At 67.8% G+C, this 13802-nt stretch carries 19 protein-coding genes; 7 read left to right on the forward strand and 12 right to left on the reverse strand.

Annotated elements, in window-relative coordinates; all coding sequences use genetic code 11:
* Nucleotides 1-2: 2 nt before the first annotated feature.
* Entirely contained in the window at nt 3-464 is a 462-nt protein-coding gene (locus ACIRRA_RS31785) for a hypothetical protein (RefSeq protein ID WP_402775816.1), read from the reverse strand.
* Between the two features lie 160 nt (nt 465-624).
* Here ACIRRA_RS31785 and ACIRRA_RS31790 point away from each other — a divergent pair, with 160 nt between their 5' ends.
* Entirely contained in the window at nt 625-1221 is a 597-nt protein-coding gene (locus ACIRRA_RS31790) for a Uma2 family endonuclease (RefSeq protein WP_402775819.1), read from the forward strand.
* A gap of 22 nt (nt 1222-1243) precedes the next feature.
* On the opposite strand, the gene ACIRRA_RS31795 is transcribed toward ACIRRA_RS31790, so the two are convergent.
* Together ACIRRA_RS31795 and ACIRRA_RS31800 are read right to left on the reverse strand one after the other, a co-directional pair.
* Entirely contained in the window at nt 1244-1771 is a 528-nt protein-coding gene (locus ACIRRA_RS31795; protein WP_402775821.1) for an NUDIX hydrolase, read from the reverse strand.
* Nucleotides 1768-1938 (reverse strand): hypothetical protein, encoded by a 171-nt coding sequence (locus ACIRRA_RS31800; RefSeq protein ID WP_402775824.1) that lies wholly within the window; start codon nt 1936-1938, stop codon nt 1768-1770. Before ACIRRA_RS31800 ends, ACIRRA_RS31795 begins: the two co-directional genes overlap by 4 nt.
* A 119-nt stretch (nt 1939-2057) precedes the next feature.
* On the opposite strand from ACIRRA_RS31800, the gene ACIRRA_RS31805 reads away from it, so the two are divergent.
* Nucleotides 2058-2510 (forward strand): SRPBCC family protein, encoded by a 453-nt coding sequence (locus tag ACIRRA_RS31805; RefSeq protein WP_402775827.1) that lies wholly within the window; start codon nt 2058-2060, stop codon nt 2508-2510.
* A gap of 3 nt (nt 2511-2513) precedes the next feature.
* Here ACIRRA_RS31805 and ACIRRA_RS31810 read toward each other — a convergent pair whose 3' ends face one another.
* From ACIRRA_RS31810 to ACIRRA_RS31835, 6 genes are all read right to left on the reverse strand, one after another.
* Nucleotides 2514-2738, reverse strand: coding sequence for a hypothetical protein (locus ACIRRA_RS31810; RefSeq protein WP_402775830.1), 225 nt, complete (start codon nt 2736-2738; stop codon nt 2514-2516).
* Between the two features lie 35 nt (nt 2739-2773).
* Entirely contained in the window at nt 2774-3580 is an 807-nt protein-coding gene (locus ACIRRA_RS31815; RefSeq protein WP_402775833.1) for an HNH endonuclease family protein, read from the reverse strand.
* 274 nt (nt 3581-3854) lie between these two features.
* On the reverse strand, nt 3855-4352 hold the full coding sequence (locus ACIRRA_RS31820; protein ID WP_402775834.1) for a hypothetical protein: 498 nt from the start codon (nt 4350-4352) through the stop codon (nt 3855-3857).
* A gap of 146 nt (nt 4353-4498) precedes the next feature.
* On the reverse strand, nt 4499-5620 hold the full coding sequence (locus ACIRRA_RS31825) for an NAD(P)H-dependent flavin oxidoreductase (RefSeq protein ID WP_402775837.1): 1122 nt from the start codon (nt 5618-5620) through the stop codon (nt 4499-4501).
* Between the two features lie 139 nt (nt 5621-5759).
* Nucleotides 5760-6170: an NUDIX domain-containing protein gene (locus tag ACIRRA_RS31830; RefSeq protein WP_402775838.1), complete on the reverse strand. Its 411-nt coding sequence runs from the start codon at nt 6168-6170 to the stop codon at nt 5760-5762.
* A 19-nt stretch (nt 6171-6189) separates the two neighbouring features.
* Nucleotides 6190-6567 carry an ArsR/SmtB family transcription factor gene (locus ACIRRA_RS31835; RefSeq protein WP_402775840.1) on the reverse strand — a complete coding sequence of 126 codons (378 nt, stop codon included), beginning with the start codon at nt 6565-6567 and terminating at the stop codon, nt 6190-6192.
* A 112-nt stretch (nt 6568-6679) separates the two neighbouring features.
* On the opposite strand from ACIRRA_RS31835, the gene ACIRRA_RS31840 reads away from it, so the two are divergent.
* Nucleotides 6680-7924 (forward strand): MFS transporter, encoded by a 1245-nt coding sequence (locus ACIRRA_RS31840; protein WP_402775842.1) that lies wholly within the window; start codon nt 6680-6682, stop codon nt 7922-7924.
* Nucleotides 7925-7984: 60 nt separating this feature from the next.
* Here the strand turns inward: ACIRRA_RS31840 and ACIRRA_RS31845 are convergent, their stop codons facing one another.
* Nucleotides 7985-8554: a TetR/AcrR family transcriptional regulator gene (locus ACIRRA_RS31845; protein WP_402775845.1), complete on the reverse strand. Its 570-nt coding sequence runs from the start codon at nt 8552-8554 to the stop codon at nt 7985-7987.
* A 39-nt stretch (nt 8555-8593) separates the two neighbouring features.
* Between ACIRRA_RS31845 and ACIRRA_RS31850 the strand changes: the two genes are divergently transcribed.
* Nucleotides 8594-9838 (forward strand): KasA/KasB family beta-ketoacyl-ACP synthase, encoded by a 1245-nt coding sequence (locus tag ACIRRA_RS31850; RefSeq protein ID WP_402775848.1) that lies wholly within the window; start codon nt 8594-8596, stop codon nt 9836-9838.
* A gap of 34 nt (nt 9839-9872) precedes the next feature.
* Here the strand turns inward: ACIRRA_RS31850 and ACIRRA_RS31855 are convergent, their stop codons facing one another.
* Together ACIRRA_RS31855 and ACIRRA_RS31860 are read right to left on the reverse strand one after the other, a co-directional pair.
* On the reverse strand, nt 9873-10283 hold the full coding sequence (locus ACIRRA_RS31855) for a hypothetical protein (RefSeq protein WP_402775851.1): 411 nt from the start codon (nt 10281-10283) through the stop codon (nt 9873-9875).
* Entirely contained in the window at nt 10280-10561 is a 282-nt protein-coding gene (locus ACIRRA_RS31860) for a hypothetical protein (RefSeq protein WP_402775854.1), read from the reverse strand. The genes ACIRRA_RS31855 and ACIRRA_RS31860 overlap by 4 nt, the downstream gene beginning before the upstream one ends.
* A 213-nt stretch (nt 10562-10774) precedes the next feature.
* Between ACIRRA_RS31860 and mtnA the strand changes: the two genes are divergently transcribed.
* The 3 genes from mtnA to mtnC are packed head-to-tail and all read left to right on the forward strand — an operon-like array spanning nt 10775 to nt 13728.
* Entirely contained in the window at nt 10775-12436 is a 1662-nt protein-coding gene (gene mtnA, locus ACIRRA_RS31865) for an S-methyl-5-thioribose-1-phosphate isomerase (protein WP_402775857.1), read from the forward strand.
* 33 nt (nt 12437-12469) lie between these two features.
* Entirely contained in the window at nt 12470-13048 is a 579-nt protein-coding gene (locus ACIRRA_RS31870; RefSeq protein ID WP_402775860.1) for a 1,2-dihydroxy-3-keto-5-methylthiopentene dioxygenase, read from the forward strand.
* The gene (gene mtnC, locus ACIRRA_RS31875) at nt 13045-13728 is read left to right on the forward strand and encodes an acireductone synthase (RefSeq protein ID WP_402775862.1); all 684 of its coding nucleotides are present in this window, start codon (nt 13045-13047) and stop codon (nt 13726-13728) included. The genes ACIRRA_RS31870 and mtnC overlap by 4 nt, the downstream gene beginning before the upstream one ends.
* The last annotated feature ends 74 nt before the right edge of the window (nt 13729-13802 follow it).

Here is a 13802-nt window from a genome sequence, read left to right on the forward strand (position 1 = left end):
CGTCAGAACTGCCCGGCGAGAAACCCACTGAACAGCACCAGAAATCCACCGACCTCGCCCACGATCAGCAACCCCATCGAAATTCGTGTGCCGAGCTTGTCGGTCTGCCCATGAAACTGATTCGTGGTATCCCGCCGCCACCCGTGATAGATGTACGCCGCGATCGCCGCGACGAAGAAGAACAAAACCACCACATCGGCAGTCAGATTCACCGCCGTCGCCCATGCACTCAGCTCGGTGAACACCGCCAGCAGCAGCGCCGCAAACGAGTACAGCAGGGTGGCCCGATGCGCGATATCGACATACACATGCGCAGTCGCGTCCGGAGAGGCACTGACCTGCTGGTACTTCCACACCCCGAGCAACAGCGCCAGAATGAACAGCAACCCCGCCGCCACCAACGTAATCCGGGTATCGATCCCGAGCCCGATACTCACCGCCGCAGCCTCGACCTGCCCCGCCATTTCCCCTCCATCACGCACGCGTGTCCGGCCAGAACTATAACGCGTTGCACCATGATTCGACAGCCATCAGCCGGGTACGGCGTCCGAGCATCCACTGGGTTCCGGGATCCGGCGCGTACGATGACGATGCCCTGACGTCCCGTGTAGAGCGAGGTTGCCGGTGACCGAATTGCCCGTGTGGGCCGACGACCCCGGGGCGCTGGAGCTCACCGAGGAGCGTTACGACGAGCTCCCGGATGCCCTGCGCAAGCTGATCGAAGTCATCGACGGGAACATCATCCGCTGCCAGAGCGGCAGCGCGGAACACAGCGATGTCGCGCGGCGGCTCGCCAATCATCTCGAAGCGGCGAAGCCCGACGACCCCTGCATGCGGGTGTCGACCGATGTCGACGTCCACTTCACGCGGAGGAAGCGGCGCGACGGGGCCTTCTCGTTCCGCCGCCCCGACGTGACCGTGTACCGCTGCGTCGAACGTGGCACCAAACTCACCACTGCCGAGGCATTGCTGGTCGTAGAAGTCGTATCGCCCGGTTCCGGATACACGGATACCGTCGACAAGCTCGCCGAATACGCGTACGAGGGGATTCCGGTCTATCTGATCGTCTATCTGGACTCCAGCCTCTACGTGAAGATGATCCAGGAGTACCGGCTCGACTGGGCCGCGCGGACTTATCGGCTCGCCGAAACCCATGAAAACGCGTTGCTGCTGGAGAGCCCTTATTCGGCGGTCATTCCATTCAGTCGATTGGATGGCTGACATGCGCTGCGGTCCTCGAGGATCAGCGTGGGTGAAGTTCGTCGGCCAACTGGAGTAGTTCGGGGACGTGGGAGCCGTCTGTGGCTGTCAGACGGATGGCTTCGGCGAGGGGGAAGGCGCGGACTTCCAGGATTTGTTCGGCGTCATCGGGGTTGGTGGGGTGGCCGGTGAGGGTGACGTCGGCGGTGCACCAGAGCCAGGCTTTGCGGGGGTGGGGTTGCCAGGGGCGGTAGGGGGTGGGGCGATCGGTGGTGGCGTAGTGGGCGCCGAAGTGGTGGAGGGGGCCGGACAGTTCGGCGCCGGCTTCCTCGGCCAGTTCGCGGATCACGCAGGACTCGATGGATTCTCCGGCTTCGCGCGTACCGCCGGGGAGGATCCAGCGGTTCCGGTCGTCGCGGCAGAGGACGATGCGGTCGCCGAGGAAGCAGACGACGTGGATGTTGGTGACCAGGTCGTCCGGTGGGAGGTCGGTGGAGAACTGGACGTCGAGGCCGCCCCATTCCCACCGAGCGGGGGTGTGGAGGAGGGGGTAGCGGTCGGCGAGGGTCATGGTTCGACGGTACTGGGAGACGGGCGCAGGCGCTTGGGGCCGTAAGTGATTGTGCGGAGCAGGAATTCGATGGGGCCGTAGCGGTGGTGGCGGATCCAGCGGCATCGGCGCAGGGCGTCGAGTTCCCGCAGCCGCGGCACCACCGCTATGGCCCGCTCGTCCGTCATGGGCCGACCGTAGGGTGGCGCGATCGCGCCCCGGATCACTCGTGAGGGTGGGAGGGCCATCCCTCCGTGGAGTAACGGCCCACCCCACCGTCTAGAACTGGTTTCAGTATTGTTCCCGTATGGCCTTCGTCATCGACAAAACCGTGGAGATCGACGCGCCCGCCGAGCTGGTCTGGCAGGTGCTCACCGACGTGGACAAGTACGGGGAATGGAATCCCTTCTGCCTGGAGTGCAAGACCACCCTCGAGCCGGGATCGCCGATCGACATGAAGGTGCGGCTGGTCGGGCCGAAGCCCAAGCAGCAGCGCGAGTTCATCCGTTCCCACACACCGGGTAAGGAATTCAGCTACAACATGAAGCCCGCGCCGCTGGGCCTGCTCAGTAGCGAGCGCTCGCACACCCTGACCCCGCTGGAGGACGGCCGCACGCGCTACCTCTCGCACTTCCAGCTCAACGGACCGCTGGCCCCGGTGGTCGCCGGCCTCCTGGGCGGCGCGCTGACCACCGGGTTCGAGGGCATGACCGACGCCGTCAAGACGCGGGCCGAGGCCCTGAAAGCCGTGCGCGACTAGCGCTCACGCCTCGAACGGCAGCACATTGCCGGCGGCGTCGCGGCCACCGCTCTCGTTCTCGATGGCGGTGGCCAGATCCTGCACGCTGGTCCAGCTGCGGGGTTCCTCGTCCTCCAGATTGCCGATCGTGTACCAGGTGGCGGTGCCGCGATAACGCACCAGCCCATGGCCCGAATAATCCAGCGTCACATCGAGATCCCCGGAGACCGTTCCCTCTTCCCGGGTCATGACGGCTGCCTCGCTGCGGATTTCGACGACGGCGGCTATGTGAACTCTCCCTTGGTGACACAGTCCTTCACCGCGGTCTGCAGTGCGGTCTGCTCCTTGGCATCGACGTTCAATCCGTACTTTACTTTCACCTGGATGTAGCGCCCGATATAGGCGCACCGGAAAGTCCCGGGCGGCAGATAACTCGACGGATCCTGGTCGCCCTTGGAGCGGTTGGCGGTGGGATCGGAAATCACCAGGTTCAGCGCGTCATTGGCGATATGACGCCGGGTGTCGTCGTCGAAGTTCGACGCGCCCGAGCGCCATGCCTCTGCCAGCGCCACGATGTGGTCGATGTCCAGGGCCGACGAATCGGTGGTCCACTTGTAGGGCTTGAGGGCATTGGTTTTCTTGTCCATGACCCCGTACTGGTCGCGCCAGCCACCATTGGTGCCGACGCTCAGTTTGCAACTGCTCGGATCCAGCTTCACCGGCCCGGTCGCGTCGCGCAGCAGCACCACGTCACGGGTGGTGCAGCGGCTGTACTGCGCGAAGGCGTCACCGAATCCGTGTTCGGGCTTGTCGGTGTCCCAGTGCGGGAATCGGTCGCGCGAGTAACCGGTCATCGGCAGTTCGTCGGCCGCCTTCAGTTTTCCCAGCAGACCGCCGATCTCCTTGGCCGATCCCGCCGGTTGAGCGCCGCGATCCGGAATCGGCGGGCCGCTCGCGTCCGGTTTACCGGTGCCGACATGCTTTTCGAGGACGGCGGCCACGATGGCCAGCATGATCACGAACAGCAGCGACGCGGCCGCTTTCAATAGGCGGCGCAGGGCGGGGGAGGAACGGATCTTCGACGATGTCACCGCGCATCACCGCCCGCGGCGGCCGGGGACAGGGGCTTCGATAGGCGTGACGGCTTCGTGTGCAACATATCCCGCAAACCTTGGCAATCAGCGACCCGAAACGGCAAGCCGCACGTGGGTTTCCGAGACCGGTGTCACACCGCGCCCCGAGAATTCGCGTCCGGAATCGGACTCGCGGTACACCCGCCGCAATTCCATACTGGGCCGCGCGGAGAGCGAAAACAATGACGGTGCAAGGATTTCCGCATGGTCTCCGGCGCGTCACCGTGTCATCTCAGATCTGATGCCACCAAGCTATGAAGAACGCCGTGCCGCCCGGGCACAGGGCGATGGCCATCGGCACCGGCCACCACGGCCCGCTGCGGCCCAGCAACCGCTGGGTTAGACGCTGTTCGAGCATTCCGAACCCGGCGATGAGTAGCATCCACAGGGGGAGTGGCAGCGCGCCCCCGGCGAAATGCACCGCCCACGCGCCGGCCAATGTCGGCCCGCCCCAGGAATGTTCGAAATCGTGCGCGGCCACCAGGGGATAACAGATGCCGCGCACCGCGGCCAGGACCATCAGGAACGCCGCGAACCAGGCGACCAGTCCGACCGCGACCGCCAGCACCGTATGCACTGCGGTCCGCCACGGTCCCGGTTCCCGCAGCTCGAACGGCGCCCGGAACACTCGCCGCGCCACCCGGGCCCGAACCCCCGTGGGCGCGAAGGCAACCGGCACCGAGAGCAGCGCGTAGTACGCGGCCCGCAGTACCCGCTCGACCTTCCCCATGGGCACAACCCTAGCGCCGGACGATCGTCCGACCCGGCAGCCCGCGACCTGGTGCCGCGCCCGCCGGATATGCGTCGGCGCGCCGGGCAGCCCCTACCCGACGCGCCGAATCGCCTGAAGATCAGGCGGTGTCGATGTTCTGAGAATCAGGCGTTGTTGAGCTTGTTCAGCCGCTCGCAGGACTCCAGGTACTCGGTGATGAGCCGCTGTACCACGTCGGCGGAGCGCTCCATCTTGTTCATCATGCCGACGACCTGGCCGACCGGGTTGAAGTTCACGTCCTTGGCCTGCTCCGGGTACCGGTGGCCGCGCTTGACGCCGTCGAGTGCGACCATCATCTGCAGCGGCATGCCCAGCGGGTTCGGGGTGTCGGGGCGCTCCCACGCCTCGGTCCAGTCGTTCTTGAGCATGCGGCAGGGCTTGCCGGTCCACGACCGCGAGCGCACGGTGTCGAGGCTGGTGGCGTCGATGTAGGTCTGCATCTGGGCGGGCGGCACATTGGCCTCCTCCACTGTCAGCCACAGCGAGCCGGTCCACGCGCCCGCCGCGCCCATGGCGAGGGCGGCCGCGACCTGTCGGCCATTGCCGATACCACCGGCCGCGAGCGCCGGCATGTCGCCGATGGCGTCGATGACCTGCGGCCACAGCACCATGGAGGCGATCTCACCGCAGTGGCCGCCACCCTCGGTACCCTGCATGACCACGAAGTCCAGCCCGGCGTTCTTGTGGTTGAGCGCGTGCTTGACCGAACCGCACAGCGCGCCGATGAGGCGGCCGGAGTCCTGGATCTGCTTGATCACGTCGTCGGGCGGGGTGCCCAGGGCGTTGGCGACCAGCTTGGCCTTGGGGTGTTGGAGGATCACCTCGATCTGCGGGGCGACCGTGGTGGCGGTCCAGCCCAGCAACTGATTGTGGCGCTCCTCCGGCGGCAGGTGCGGTACGCCGTGGTCGTTGAGGATCTTCTCGGCGAAGTCGCGGTGCTCCTGCGGAACCAGCTTGGCCAGTTGGGCTTCCAGCTCCTCGGGGCTCAGGCCCTCGACGCCCTTGCCCTCGTATTTGGAGGGGATGACCAGGTCCACGCCGTAGACGCCCTGCACGTGCTCGTCGAGCCACTGCAGCTCGACCTCGAGCTGTTCGGCGGTGAACCCGACCGCGCCGAGCACACCCAGACCGCCCGCATTGCTGACCGCGGCGGCCACGTCCCGGCAGTGGGTGAAGGCGAAGATGGGTACGTCGATGCCGAGGCGATCGCAGATCTCGGTACGCATGGTGTGGTGGGCTCCTCTGAACTTTCCGGCACTGGAAATGTTGTGTCCACCACACTAGAACATGTTCTACATTCGGACCAGTCTCTCGATGCCTACACGTAGGTCACTGTCAACAACATGTTCTAGTTGCCGGGAGCGGTCAGCCGTGCGCGAGCAGGCCGCCCGCGTGCAGATCGTCGAAAAGGAGCTGGTCCACGGGCGGGACGTGCGGTCGATCGGCGTAGGTGAACCAGGCGATCTCGTCGATCTCGCTGCTGGCCGTGAGGGTGCCGGCGTAGTCGGCTGTGTAGCAGGCCATGCGCACGACGGCGTCGGGAATCAGGGCCTCGTAGGTGCCGACGTGGGCGGCGGTGTCCGGCGCGAGTTCGACCGTGAGCTCCTCGCGGATCTCGCGGACGAGGGTTTGCACATCGGTCTCCACACCCTCGCGCTTGCCGCCGGGGATATAGAAGACGTCCTTGCCGCGCGGCCGCGCGCACAGGATGCGACCGTCCTCGATTCGAACCCAGGCCACCGTGTCGATCAGCCGCTGCTCTCGCTCCGTCTGCATTGGCGCAGCCTAACGGGCGTCAGTCCGCGGGCTCCCATGCGGCGACGAGGTCGAGCAGGCCGGGGAAGCGGGCTTCGAGGTCGTCGATACGGACCTGACTACGGCGTTCGAGGCCGTACTGGCGCTGGCGGGTGACACCGGCTTCGCGCAGCGCCTTGAAGTGGTGCGTCAGTGACGATTTCGGGCGGTCGATGCCGAACCAGCCGCAGGAGTGGTCGTAGGCCTCGGATTCGAGCAGCAGCTTCTGGACGATGTGCAGCCGCAGCGGGTCACTGAGCGCGCCCATGACGGTCTCGAGTCGCAGCTCGTCGAGTCCGGGTTCGGGCAACGGATCCGGCACGACGTCCGGTTCCGCGGGGAGCGTGAACTTCGGCGCGGGGTGCTGCTTGGCCGGCATCGATGAACTCCTCACTGTCGACGCTTGTACGACTTTGATCGTACAGCATGCTATGTTCGACTCCATTCGTACTAGTTCGAGTCAATTCGAACTTTGAGTGGAGGTAGTGGAAGTGGTTGCGACACAATCCCGTCCGGCGCAAGCCGGGGAGCCGATCGATCTCGGAGCCGAATCTCGCGTCGCCCCGACATGGTGGATCTGGCTCGCGGCATGGCCCGTGACCGCCGTCTTCGTGCTCTCGAACGCGGCGACGCCGCTGTATGTGCTGTGGCAGCGCGACTTCGGGTTCTCCAAGGGCACCATGACCGTGGTCTTCGCGTTCTACATCGTCGGTTTGCTCGGATCGCTGCTGGTTTCCGGCGTCGCCTCGGACCGGCTCGGCCGCAAAGCCGTGCTCATCCCGGCGCTGATCCTCGCGGCGGCCGCATGTCTGATCTTCGCCACCGCGCCCGGTGTGATCGCGTTGATGATCGCTCGCCTGCTCACCGGTATCGCGGTGGGGGCGGCGGTTTCCGCGGGCATGGCCGCCGTCACCGATGTCGCGGGACCCGAGCGCAAGCACCTGGGCGCGCTGTTCGCCTCGACGGCGATGGTGCTGGGCGCGGGCGTCGGCCCGCTGCTGTCCGGCGTCCTGTCCGAGACCGTCCCGGCCCCGACCGTCACCGTCTTCGGGGTCGAGATCGCGCTGCTGGCAACCGCTTTCGTGACGGTGCTGCGGATGCCCGTCGGTCGTCCGGCGCACCGGGGTGCGGGTTCATGGATCCGGGTGCCCCGGGTGCCCCACGCGAACCGCCGCCAGCTCTTCCTCGGCATCGCGGTGTTCGCGCCCGGAATCACGGCCACGTCCTTCGTGCTGTCTCTCGGCCCGGCCCTGCTGTCCGGCCTGCTCGGCACGACGAACCGAATCGTCGCCGGCGCCATGGCCTTCGCGATGTTCTTCACCGCCACCGCCGTCCAGTTCGCCGCCCGGTCCCTGCCGCGCCCGGCGACGATGACGATCTCCGCCGTCGCGACCGCCCTGGCGATGCTGACCCTCGTGATCGCCGTCCACACCCAGTCGCCGACCTACCTGATCGCCTCGGCGCTGCTCGCCGGGGCGGGCCAGGGCTTGGGCCAGCTGGGTGGGCTGTCGCTGCTCAACCACGCCGTCCCGGCCGCTCGATTGGCGGAAGCCAACGCGGCGTTCAATATCGGCGGCTACATCCCCGCCGGTCTGCTGCCCGTCAGCGCCGGGTACCTCAGCGACGCGGTCGGCCTCTCGACCGGCGCGACGACCTTCGCGCTGACTCTACTGGCACTGTCCGTGCTGGCCGCCGCCGCGATCCTGCGCAATCGCCCCTCCCTCACCCCCGCCTGACTCGCCGGCATGCCGTGGCGCAGCACCGTTTCCGGTGTTGCGCCACGGCATGTTCTCCGTTCACGAGGGCGTGGGGATGGCTTGGGCTACGAGGAGATTCACGGCGCGGTGGACCCGGGCGGTGTCGCCGGTGACCCACCAGTCCTGGATCAGGCCGCGCATGCCCGAGATGAGCAGGGTGGCGGAGGCCTCGGGGTCGGGGATGGTGGGGTCGACTCGGCTGAGGGACCGGGTCATTGCGGTGACGAGCACCAGGATGGCGTCGGTCGCGTAGGCCTTGAACGGACTGTCGGGGACTGTGGCGGCTCCCAGAACCTGAAGCAGCACCGGGAGGCTGGTCGCGAACTGGCCCGCGGTATTGATCGCGAAGGACGCCGAGAGTCGCTCGCGGAGGACCTCCGCGGAGTCGATGCCCGAGAAAAGGGCGGCGATGTCGGGGCGCTGGGTTTCCAAGGCGGCGACCAGCATTGCCTCTTTCGTCCCGAAGTAGTGGATCAGCATGCGGGAGCTGGTGCCCAGGTATTCCGCCAGCGGGCGCAGGGAGAGTTCGGCCAGGCCGTACTCGGCGATGTAGGCGATGACGCCTTCGAGGAGCTGAGCGCGGCGGGCGTGGTCGAGTGGGCGGGGCACGGATTGACTGTAGCGGGTGGTACAGGTATGCATGCAGGCATGAGTGTAACGACTGGTACAGAAACTCGCCGGGGCGTCGTGGTGACGGCAATGGCGGCAACCACCTGCCTGGGGGCCGATCTCGACACCACCTGGTCGCGACTGCTGGCGGGGGACAGCGGGATCGGCACGCTCACAGACGATTTCGTCACCGACAACGACCTACCGGTGCGGATCGGCGGGCGACTGGTCGCGCAGCCGGGGCAGCAGTTGACCCGGATCGAGCAGCGGCGGATGTCGTTCGTGCAGCAGCTGGCACTGGTGCTGAGCCGGCAGGTCTGGCGGGAGGCAGGGACGCCCGGGGTCGAGGCGGAACGGCTGGCGGTCGCCGTGGGCACTGGGCTCGGCGGCGGCGAGGCGCTGGTCAACGCCGTGGACATGATGAAGACCGGGGGCTACCGGAAGGTCCCGCCCATGACGGTGCCCATGGTCATGCCCAACGGTTCGGCGGCCACCGTCGGATTGGAGATCGGGGCGAAAGGCGGTGTGTACGCACCGGTTTCGGCCTGCGCCTCGGGCGCGGAGGCCATTGCACACGGCTGGCGGCTGATCACCACCGGTGAGGCCGACGTGGTGGTGGCGGGCGGCGTCGAGGGGCGCATCGACGCGGTGCCGATCGCCAGTTTCGCCATGATGCGGGCCATGAGCACCCGCAATGACGAACCCGAGCGCGCCTCACGGCCTTTCGACAAGGACCGGGACGGGTTCGTGTTCGGCGAGGCGGGTGCGCTGCTGGTGCTGGAGTCGGAAGCGCATGCGCGGGCGCGGGGTGCGCGGATGCTCGGCCGGGTCCTCGGCGCGGGCATCACCTCCGACGGCTACCACATCACCGGCACCGCGCCCGACGGTGACGGCGCCGCCCGCGCCATGCGCAAGGCCCTCGCCACGGCCGGTCTGACCGGCCCGGACATCGACCACATCAATGCACATGCCACCGGCACCCAGATCGGCGACGCCTCCGAGGCGAAGGCCGTCATGACGGTTGCGCCGCATGCCTCGGTATACGCGCCCAAGTCGGCCCTCGGCCACTCCATCGGCGCGGTCGGCGCCCTGGAGGCCATGCTCACCCTGTGCACCCTGAACGAGCAGATCGTGCCGCCCACACTGAATTTCGAGACCCCGGACCCCGATACCGAGCTGGATGTGGTGGCCGACAAACCGCGCCACCAGGAGCTCCGGTACGCGCTGAGCAACTCCTTCGGCTTCGGCGGCCACAATGTCACCCTCGCGCTGGGACGCGCCTGATCGATATTCCCCGGGCCGAGCTTGATTCGAAAGCTCAGGGCAGCTTGTCCGTCTGGACACGCGGGTCCAGCTTGCGCAGCGTATCGGGACGGTCGGTCAGACACGGCCAATCCCGGCTCACTGCTTCGAGCGTCGCATGGCCCGCCGGAATGAGTGCGTCGGCGTCGGGGCGATCGGCGAGCGTGTCGCCCAGATGATCACTGGCCGGGCGGTCGAGCGGCTGGATGACGGTGTTCGGCAGGTCCAGCAGCACCGAGAGGATGTCCAGGCGACCGGGCGGAATCAGCGCGCGGGCCGCGGCGAGAGCGGTGGCCGGGACGATGATGGTGTGGCCCGCGTCCGCGGTCGCCCACACCACCGATTGCACGTACGCCACACGATGCGCCCAGGCGGTCAGCGCTGCGGTGTCGAACACGACGCCGCCCAGCGTCGCGGCGGGGGTCATGCCGCACCGGCGCGGTCGCCGGGATCCTCCTTGTCCGATAAGGGCGGCAACCCCTGGACAGCACGGGCACGATTGATCAGATCCAGCGGCGGGCGGCCGCCGAGCGCGTTCTCCAGGCGGGCCAGGGATTCGGCCCGATCGACCCGGGCCTTCACGGATTCGGCGACGAACGCGGAAATCGAGGCAATGCGGCCGGCGCTGCGCCAATCGTCGAGGGTGGCGGCGATCTCCTCCGGCATCGTGACGGTGATCTTGCGGGTACGACGCGGTCTCGCCATACCGCGATGGTAGAGCGGTATGACCCGCGGACGCGAGCTGACATCGCCGAGAGATGCAATAGCCGCTCCCGGCACATCCCGCACGAAAACCGGCTATTCGGATTGCGCTGATCCGAAACCTACCGGTCAGGAGCGGATCCGAGTTCGATACGGTGGAGTGTGCCCACAGCCGTGGGCGTCGACGCAATTCTCCAGTCAAGAGGACAGAACTAGATGGATCAGAGTTCGATCGCGTGGGCCGACGGTGCGCTGGTCACCATCGACCAGCGGGCGCTGCCGCACGAGATGCGGGAGCTTCGGATCACGACGGTCGACGAGGTCATCGATGCGATCAAGACCCTGGCCGTGCGCGGCGCGCCTGCGATCGGCGTGTGCGGCGCGTTCGGTGTGGTGATCGCGGCCCGTGCCGCCACCACCGATGGCGTGGTCGACACCGGGCGCGTCGAGGCCGAGGCCGCGCGTATCGCGGACGCTCGGCCGACCGCGGTGAATCTGGCCTGGGGTGTGCAGCGCACGCTGGCCAAGCTCCCCGAGGGACTCCAGGCCATGCTCGACGAAGCCCTCGACATGCTGGCCGAGGACGGGCGGGTGAACCTGGCCGCCGCCACCGCGGCCGCCGACCTGATCCAGCGGCTGTGCGCGGACCGCCCGCTGCGGCTGCTCACTCACTGCAATACCGGCCGCCTGGCCACCACCGCGTGGGGCACCGCCATCGGCGCGCTGCGGGTCCTGCATCAGCGGGGCGCGCTCGCCGAGGTGATCGTGGACGAGACCCGCCCGCTGCTGCAGGGCGCGCGCCTGACCGCGTGGGAGATGGCCGAAGCCGGTATCCCGCACCGGCTCACCATCGACTCCGCCGCCGCGTGGGCCATGGCCACCGAGCAGGTGGACGCCGTGGTCGTGGGTGCGGACCGGATCACCGCGGACGGGTCCGTCGCCAACAAGATCGGCACCTACATGCTGGCCATCGCGGCGCAGCACCACGGCATTCCGTTCATCGTGGTCGCGCCCGAATCGACGCGGGACATCTCCACCGCGAAGGGCTCGGACATCGTGGTGGAGCAGCGCACCGCGGCCGAGGTCACCGGATTCGGCGGCGTCGCAACGGCTCCCGAGGGCACGAAAACGTTCAACCCGGCCTTCGATGTCACCCCTGCCGAGCTGGTGACCGCAGTGGTCACCGAGTTCGGGGTGCTCGAGCATCCGGCGGCCGCACGGACTTCCGCTTCGGCGGCCACCACCCCGAAGCCGGCGGCGGGCGCGGAGATCGCGGAGATCGCGCGCGGCCTCTACGCCAGCGGCTGGATGCCCGGCACGGCCGGCAATATCTCGGTGCGCCAGGGCGATACGGCCCTAGTCACCGCCAGCGGGTTGTCGAAGGGCGAGCTCACCGCCTCCGACATGGTGAGCGTCGCCGTGGTCGACTCCCAGCCCGTCGATGCTTCCGGCCGCAAGCCCTCGGCGGAGACCACCATCCACACCGCCGTCTACCGCACCCGCGGCGCCGACGCGGTGGTGCACGTGCACCCGCCGCACGCCACGGCCGTCTCGATCACGACCGCCGGATCGGGCGTCACCACAGCGCGTTTCGCGGGCTATGAGCTGATCAAGGGCCTCGGTTCGGCCCGACCGGATGTCATCGACATCCCGGTGTTCCCGAACCACACCGATGTCCCGCGGATCGGCGCGGATATCGAGAAGTACCTGATCGAGCATCCGGAGGCCCCGCCGGTGCTGTTCATCGCCGGGCACGGCATCACCGCCTGGGGTTCGAGCCTGGCGCAGGCGCGCGATCGCGCGGAGTGCCTCGAGGCCATGTGCGAGCTGACCACCTTGACCGGACACCGCGAGATCCCGGTGGGGGACCATGATTGAACTGAATACAGCGTTCCGAGAAAGGAACCTCCTATGACTCTGTTGCAGATCATGTCCGACAAGGACGCCGGTGATGTCGTCCTGCGCACCGACGATGACGCGGTGATCGCCGCCGAGCTGGGCAAGCGCGGCATCACCTTCGAGCGCTGGCCGCTGCTCGAGGGTTTCAGTCCCGCCACCACCACCGAACAGCTGCTGGCCGAATACCAGGGCCGCATCGACGAATTGAATGTCGACGGCCGTTACAAGTTCATCGACGTGGCGCGTATCCACCCTGACGACAGCGATCCGGAGTGGCCCGCCAAGGCGGTCGCCGCGCGCACCAAGTTCCTGGACGAGCACCGCCACGCCGAGGACGAGGTCCGCTTCTTCGCGGCCGGCGCGGGCTGCTTCTATCTGCACCTGGGCGAGGAGGTGCTGGCCACCGTGTGCACTGCGGGCGATCTGGTCTCGGTGCCGGCGGGCACCCTGCACTGGTTCGACATGGGCACCCGGCCGGAGTTCGTGGCCGTGCGCTTCTTCGAGGAGGAGGACGGCTGGATCGGCGATTTCACCGGCGACAAGATCTCGTCCGGCTTCCCGACCCTCGACGAGCTGCTGGCCCCGGCATGATCAAGGCGGTCGTGCTCGATATCGAGGGAACCACCAGCCCGACCAGTTCGGTGCGGGAGGACCTCTACGGCTACACCCGCGACCGGCTCCCGGCCTGGCTGGCCGAGAACACCGGCGGCGCAGCGGATCCCATCCTCGAGGCCACCCGCGCCCAGGCGAACCGCCCCGACGCCGACGCTGCCGAGGTGGCCCGGATCCTCATCGAGTGGCTCAACACCGACGTGAAGTCGGAGCCGCTCAAGGCCGCCCAGGGCATCATCTGCGCCGAGGGCTTCCGCAACGGGTCCCTGCACGGTGAGTTCTTCCCCGACGTGCCGCCGGTGCTGCGCGCCTGGCGCGACGCCGGTCTGGAGCTCTACATCTACTCCTCGGGTTCGGTTCGCAACCAGAAGGATTGGTTGGCGTTCGCCCGGGGCGGCGATCTGTCCCCGCTGATCAGCGGCCACTTCGACCTGTCCACCGCGGGCCCGAAGCGCGAAGCCTCCTCCTACGAGAAGATCGCGAGCGCCATCGGCGTCCCCGCCGACCAGATCCTGTTCCTGTCCGACCACCCCGACGAGGTGGACGCCGCTGTGGCAGCGGGCTGGCAGGCCATCGGCGTCACCCGCCCGGGCGAGCCGAACAGCCCGCGCGGCCCGCACCGCTGGATCGGCGACTTCGCCGACATCGTGCCCAGCTGACCTGCTGCACAAGCGAAGACGAGGCGAGCCCGTCCGGATTTCTCCGGGCGGGCTCGCCTCGCGTTCGAGACAGC

Source organism: Nocardia sp. NPDC101769 (assembly GCF_044766925.1).
In the GTDB taxonomy this organism is placed as follows: domain Bacteria; phylum Actinomycetota; class Actinomycetes; order Mycobacteriales; family Mycobacteriaceae; genus Nocardia.

Excerpts from the sequence above, each read along its gene's own strand:
- ACIRRA_RS31830 (WP_402775838.1), bottom strand. The coding sequence starts at position 6,170 with ATGCAGACGGAGCGAGAGCAGCGGCTGATCGACACGGTGGCCTGGGTT.
- ACIRRA_RS31820 (WP_402775834.1), bottom strand. The coding sequence starts at position 4,352 with ATGGGGAAGGTCGAGCGGGTACTGCGGGCCGCGTACTACGCGCTGCTC.
- ACIRRA_RS31795 (WP_402775821.1), bottom strand. The coding sequence starts at position 1,771 with ATGACCCTCGCCGACCGCTACCCCCTCCTCCACACCCCCGCTCGGTGG.
- ACIRRA_RS31785 (WP_402775816.1), bottom strand. The coding sequence starts at position 464 with ATGGCGGGGCAGGTCGAGGCTGCGGCGGTGAGTATCGGGCTCGGGATC.
- ACIRRA_RS31835 (WP_402775840.1), bottom strand. The coding sequence starts at position 6,567 with ATGCCGGCCAAGCAGCACCCCGCGCCGAAGTTCACGCTCCCCGCGGAA.
- ACIRRA_RS31810 (WP_402775830.1), bottom strand. The coding sequence starts at position 2,738 with ATGACCCGGGAAGAGGGAACGGTCTCCGGGGATCTCGATGTGACGCTG.
- ACIRRA_RS31800 (WP_402775824.1), bottom strand. The coding sequence starts at position 1,938 with ATGACGGACGAGCGGGCCATAGCGGTGGTGCCGCGGCTGCGGGAACTC.
- ACIRRA_RS31805 (WP_402775827.1), top strand. The coding sequence starts at position 2,058 with ATGGCCTTCGTCATCGACAAAACCGTGGAGATCGACGCGCCCGCCGAG.
- mtnA (WP_402775857.1), top strand. The coding sequence starts at position 10,775 with ATGGATCAGAGTTCGATCGCGTGGGCCGACGGTGCGCTGGTCACCATC.
- ACIRRA_RS31860 (WP_402775854.1), bottom strand. The coding sequence starts at position 10,561 with ATGGCGAGACCGCGTCGTACCCGCAAGATCACCGTCACGATGCCGGAG.
- ACIRRA_RS31850 (WP_402775848.1), top strand. The coding sequence starts at position 8,594 with ATGAGTGTAACGACTGGTACAGAAACTCGCCGGGGCGTCGTGGTGACG.
- mtnC (WP_402775862.1), top strand. The coding sequence starts at position 13,045 with ATGATCAAGGCGGTCGTGCTCGATATCGAGGGAACCACCAGCCCGACC.
- ACIRRA_RS31870 (WP_402775860.1), top strand. The coding sequence starts at position 12,470 with ATGACTCTGTTGCAGATCATGTCCGACAAGGACGCCGGTGATGTCGTC.
- ACIRRA_RS31855 (WP_402775851.1), bottom strand. The coding sequence starts at position 10,283 with ATGACCCCCGCCGCGACGCTGGGCGGCGTCGTGTTCGACACCGCAGCG.
- ACIRRA_RS31825 (WP_402775837.1), bottom strand. The coding sequence starts at position 5,620 with ATGCGTACCGAGATCTGCGATCGCCTCGGCATCGACGTACCCATCTTC.